The organism is Micrococcus sp. HSID17227, from assembly GCF_003989405.1.
GTDB lineage: Bacteria > Actinomycetota > Actinomycetes > Actinomycetales > Micrococcaceae > Micrococcus > Micrococcus luteus.
Map to the genome: position 1 here is coordinate 1 of NZ_RBLN01000150.1, position 5,464 is coordinate 5,464.

Annotated in this window: 3 protein-coding genes; 1 reads left to right on the plus strand and 2 read right to left on the minus strand. The window is 72.3% G+C overall.

The genetic code is table 11. From position 1 onward, the window contains the following. The coding region (locus D8M29_RS08175; protein ID WP_148111551.1) for an ABC transporter ATP-binding protein at nt 1-780 on the minus strand (780 nt) is incomplete at its 3' end. Nucleotides 781-1,008: 228 nt separating this feature from the next. Between D8M29_RS08175 and D8M29_RS08180 the strand changes: the two genes are divergently transcribed. Next, nucleotides 1,009-2,295, plus strand: a complete 1,287-nt coding sequence (locus D8M29_RS08180) for an aspartate kinase (protein ID WP_087114450.1) — start codon at nt 1,009-1,011, stop codon at nt 2,293-2,295. A gap of 235 nt (nt 2,296-2,530) precedes the next feature. Here D8M29_RS08180 and D8M29_RS08185 read toward each other — a convergent pair. After that, on the minus strand, nt 2,531-5,464 hold a 2,934-nt coding region (locus D8M29_RS08185; protein ID WP_194073916.1), incomplete at its 5' end, for a S8 family serine peptidase.

Consider the following 5,464-nt stretch of genomic DNA (forward strand, 5'->3'; position numbering starts at 1 on the left):
GCGGACGAGGGTGTCCCGGGCCGTCGGGTCGGGTCCGGCGATCCGGTAGGGGCGGGCGAGGTCGTCGGCGGCGCGGAACTCCTGGGTGGCCACCGTGGCGCCCTCACGGAGGAACACGGCGCGGTCGGACATCTCCTCGAGCTCGGCGAGCACGTGGGAGGAGACGAGCACGGCGGTGCCGGCTGCGGCCATGGCGCGCAAGTCGTCCCGCAGCCGGATGCGGGCGGCCGGGTCGAGGCCGTTGGCGGGTTCGTCCAGGAGCAGGACGGAGGGCCGGTGCACGGTGGCCCGAGCCAGGGACAGGCGCTGCTGCTGGCCGCGGGAGAGCACGCGGGCGGGCCGGTGGGCGAACTCCGTGAGCTCGACCCACGCGAGCTGCTCGTCCGCGCGCGCCGACGCCTCCGCCTTCCCCATGCCGTAGAGACGGCCCAGGCTGGCGAGGATGTCGTGGCAGGTCAGCTCCTCCCACACGCCCAGGGTGTCGGGCATCCAGCCGAGCCGCCGCCGGGCCTCGACGGGCTCGCGCACCGCGTCCACCCCGGCCACGGACACGGCGCCGGCGTCCGGGCGCAGCAGGGTGGCCAGGATCAGCAGGAGCGTGGTCTTGCCCGAGCCGTTCGGGCCGACGAGGGCCGTCACGGAGCCGGCGGGCACGGTGAGGGAGACGTCCCGCACCGCATGGACGGCGCCGAACGAGCGGGCGAGGCCGTGGGCCACGATCCCGTCGTGGGCGGCCACCCCCAGGACGGGTGAGGCGGGCGGGGGTGCTGGAGCGGTCATGGCCCCATCCTTGCCGCGCCGAGCACGGACGCGGATCCACCCGGGGGATGATCCCGGCGCCGATCCCAGCCCGACCGGGGTCGCAGGCGGGGCCGCGGGCGCCGTCGTCCTGGCCTGCCGCGGGCGCCGGGTCCAGCATCCGGAACAGGGGTTCACCTGGCGGACCTGCGCGGGTGCGCGCCCCTAGACTTGGCCCGAACCGACCCTCGACCCTGTCCGGAGCGACCCATGAGTCTCATCGTCCAGAAGTTCGGCGGCTCCTCCGTGGCCGACGCCGCCGGCATCCAGCGTGTGGCCCGCCGCGTCGCGGACACGGTACGGGCCGGGAACCGCGTGTGCGTCGTGGTCTCGGCCATGGGCGACACCACGGACGAGCTGCTCGACCTCGCCGCCGAACTCACGCAGGACGCGCCCGCACGCGAGATGGACATCCTGCTCTCGGCGGGCGAGCGCATCTCCATGTCCCTGCTCGCGATGGCGATCCATGCCGAGGGCTTCGAGGCCCGCTCCTACACCGGCTCCCAGGCCGGCATGCTGACGGACACCTCGTACGGCCGGGCCCGGATCGTCAAGGTCAACCCCCACCGCGTGCAGGAGGCCCTCGACGCCGGCCGCGTGGCCATCGTGGCCGGGTTCCAGGGCGTGAGCCCCGAGTCCAAGGACATCACCACCATGGGCCGCGGCGGCTCGGACACCACCGCCGTCGCCCTCGCCGCCGCGCTCGGCGCGGACGTGTGCGAGATCTACACGGACGTGGACGGCGTCTACTCGGCCGACCCGCGCGTCGTGCCGACCGCCCGCAAGCTCACCGAGCTCTCCTCCGAGGAGACCCTCGAGATGGCGGCCTCCGGATCCAAGGTGCTGCACCTGCGCTCCGTGGAGTACGCGCGCCGCTTCGGCGTGCCGCTGCACGTGCGCTCCTCCTTCTCCGACCACGAGGGCACCTGGATCATGCCCGACCCGAACGACACCATCACCCTTCAGGAAGGCGCTCCCATGGAACAGCCCATCGTCTCCGGCGTCGCCCACGACCGCTCCGAGGGCAAGGTCACGATCGTCGGCGTCCCCGACGTGCCCGGCAAGGCCGCCGAGATCTTCCGCGTGATCGCCGTGTCCAACGTGAACATCGACATGATCGTGCAGAACATCTCCCGCGAGGGCTCGGGACGCACGGACATCTCCTTCACCCTGCCGATCGTGGAGGGCAAGGACGCCATGGCCGCCCTGCGCGCCGCCCAGGACCGGATCGGCTTCCAGGACATCGTCTCGGACCCGGAGATCGGCAAGCTCTCGCTGATCGGCGCGGGCATGCGCTCCAACCCGGGCGTCTCCGCCACCTTCTTCAAGGCCCTCGCCGACGCCGGCGTGAACGTGGACCTCATCTCCACCTCGGAGATCCGCATCTCCGTGGTCACCGCCGAGAGCAAGCTCGACGACGCCGTCCGCGCCGTGCACGCCGCCTTCGGCCTCGACGCCGAGGAGGAGGCCACGGTCTACGGCGGCACCGGCCGCTGACGCCGCACCCTCCCCCACCCACCGCCCGGGCGACTTTCGAACGTGAAATGGGGCGAATGGGCGCTGTCGAACGTGAGGTAGGGCCTATCCCACGTTCGAAAGCGAGGGGGCCGGGGTGCTTCCACCCTCCCCCACCCACCACGACGCCGGCCCCGCACCTTCAGCGTGAAGGTGCGGGGCCGGCGTCGTGCGGGGTCCCTCCCGTTCCGTCAGCGAGGACGGAGGGGGTCGGCGGTCACGGGACCTGGACGGTCACGTCGGTCGTGATGCCCGCGTCCCAGGTGACGAGGCCCTTCCAGGTGCCCGAGGTCAGGCCGGACCAGGAGAGGGTCGCCTCGGTGGCCTTGCCCGAGGTCACGGGGACCGGGTTCGGGGAGACGGTCAGGTTGCCCGCGTCCTCGCGCAGCTTGAGCGTCTCGAGGGTGCCGGTGTCCTTGCCGCCGTTGGCCGCGTACAGGTGGCCGACCACGGTGTAGGCGCCCGGGGTGGGGTTCGCGATCGTCAGCGTCTCGGACTCGTCCGCAGTCGCCCGGGAGAGCTGCTTGCCCTCGGGGGTGATCACGTACAGGTCCCAGTCGGCGCCGGCAGCCCCCGCGTTGATCGAGGCCACCAGGGACTTGGTGCCCTCCTCCACGGTCACCGTGGACACGGCCAGTGCGCTGGACACGAGCGAGTTGCTCGCGGTGGCGGCGGCCACGGTGGAGTCCACCTTGCCCAGGCCCAGGACCTGCGGGGTCAGCTCACCGGTCACGCCGGGGGTGATCTCCACGTCGGCGGAGCCGGTGGCGCCGGAGCCCTCGACGGCGGAGGTGACGGTCGCGGACTTCGCCTTCACGGTGACCGGGGAGGTCACCTCCGGGACGGCCTTGCCCTTGGCGGTGGTCCAGGACATGGAGCCGTGGGTCCAGGTGTTCACGGCGGCGTCGGTGCGGGTGACGGTCAGCTCGACGTCGGCGGACTGGCCGGCCTTCAGGTCCAGCACGGCCGGGGAGGCGGTCACCTCGAAGCCGGGCACGTTCGCAGAGAACCGCCAGCGGCCGTTCTCCAGGGCGGTCACGGTGCGGGTCACGGTGGCCGAGCCGACGACGTCGGGGATCGCCAGGGACGGGACGTTCACGTCACGGCCGGCGATGTCGCCGCGCAGCAGCGCGTCCCACTGCTCCTTGCCGGACTCGTAGACCAGGCCCGGGCGGGCGGCGGCGGCCGGATCGGCGGAGCCGGCGCCCGTGGCGAAGTTGTCCGTGTTCACGGTGCCGTCGGCGTTGTACACGTCGCCGGCGGTGGTCATGAGGGCGGACTTCACGGCCATCGGGGACCAGCCCGGGTACTTGCCGATCAGCAGCGTGGCCATGCCGGCCAGGTTCGGCGAGGCCATGGACGTGCCGGACATCAGGCCGAACGTGTTGCCGTGGTAGTCGGGGTCCAGCGGGGAGACGCCGGCGATCACGTTCACACCGGGGGCGGCGAGGTCGGGCTTCAGGAGCTCCTGGTTCACGGCGTTGGCCGGGCCGCGGGAGGAGAAGCCGGCGATCTGGGGCAGCGGGTCCTCCGGCAGGCCGGTGGTGTCGCCCGGGACGATCGTGGCGGTGAGGTCGGAGGACTTCACCTTCTCGATCACGCCGTTGTCGTTCATGTGCACGGTCGGCACCGCGTGGATGTCCGCGTCCAGCGAGCCGGACGGGGTGTTCACGAGGATCATGCCGACGCCGCCGGCCTCCTCCACCACCTGCGACTTCTCGGTGCGGGCGTTCCCGCCGCGCTCGCAGAGCACGATCTTGCCGGCGGCCTCCTCGGTGAGCCCGCCGGGCAGGCAGAGACGCGCGGCCTCGGCGTCGCCGGCGGCGACCTCGGACGCGTGGATGACCTCGGCCGGGCCCACGCCGGTGCGGGCCGAGGAGGCGCCCCGGAGCTGCGTGCCGTCGGAGAACTGCACGGTGGCGGTGAGCTCGTTGGAGAACGTCTCCGCGGCCACGGTGGTCAGCCACGGGGAGCCGTGGTTCACGGTGTTCGGGCCGGGGCCGGAGTTGCCGCCGGAGGCGGCCACGAAGATGCCGGCCTCGGCGGCGGACTTGAAGGCCATGGCCACCGGGTCCACGATCGAGGTGTTGGAGCCGGAGATCGAGTAGTTCAGCACGTCCACGTTGTTCTCGATGGCCTGCTCGATGGCGGCCACGGAGGCGGAGGTGTAGCAGCCGCCGGTGTTCGGGTCGGTGTCCTCCCAGCAGATCTTGTAGGAGATCAGGTGGGCGGCCGGGGCCACGCCCGCGCCCTCGCCGAAGGAGTCGTCGTCGATGGTCTGCTCCACCCCGGTGTTGCCGAGGATGGTGGTGGCCACGTGGGTGCCGTGGGAGAACACGCCCAGCGGGGAGATGCGCTCCTCCGGGGCCCGCTCGTCCACCGGGACGAAGCGCTCGAAGTCGTCGGAGAAGGCGTAGGCGCCGATCAGCTTGGAGTCGCACGACGACGCCGGGAAGTCCGGGCCGGTCTCGCACTCGGCCGTGGCGGTGGTGCCGTCCGCCTTGAGCACGGCGATCTGGCCGTCCGCGGTGCGGTACGGCACGCCGACCTTGGCCTTGCCCTTGAGCGGCTGGACGGGCTGACCGTCGATGAACGGGTTGTCCGGGTGGATGCCGGAGTCGATGACGCCGACCACCACGCCCTTGCCCGCGTTCTCGGCCTTGCCGTACACGGACTTCCAGGTGCCCTTCTTGCCGGGCAGGCCGAGGAATTCGGTGGAGCTGTAGTCCGGGGCCACCTGCTCGTCCGGTGCGACGCCGAGCACGGCCGGGTCCTTCGCGATCGCCTGGGCCTCCTCGGCGGTCAGCTCGGCGACGAACGCGTTCACGGCGCGCTGGAAGGAGATCTCGGCCTTGGCGCCGTGGGTCTTCGCGACCTTCGCCTGCTGGCGCTGGAGCTTGGCCTCGTAGTTCTTCACGCGCGGGTGCGAGGGGTCGAACTTCGCCTTCGGGGCGGCGCCCGGAACGGCGCCGGCCTCGGGGGCGGTCACCGACGGCTGGTCCTTCAGGACCACGAAGTAGCGGCCGTCCTCGAAGATGAAGAACTCGGCCTCGGGGGCGAAGAACGCCGTGTCGGCGATGCCGGAGGAGCTCAGGTAGGCCTCCGCGCGCTGGGCCACGCCGCGCGGGTCGCGCAGGTAGGGCTCGCCGGT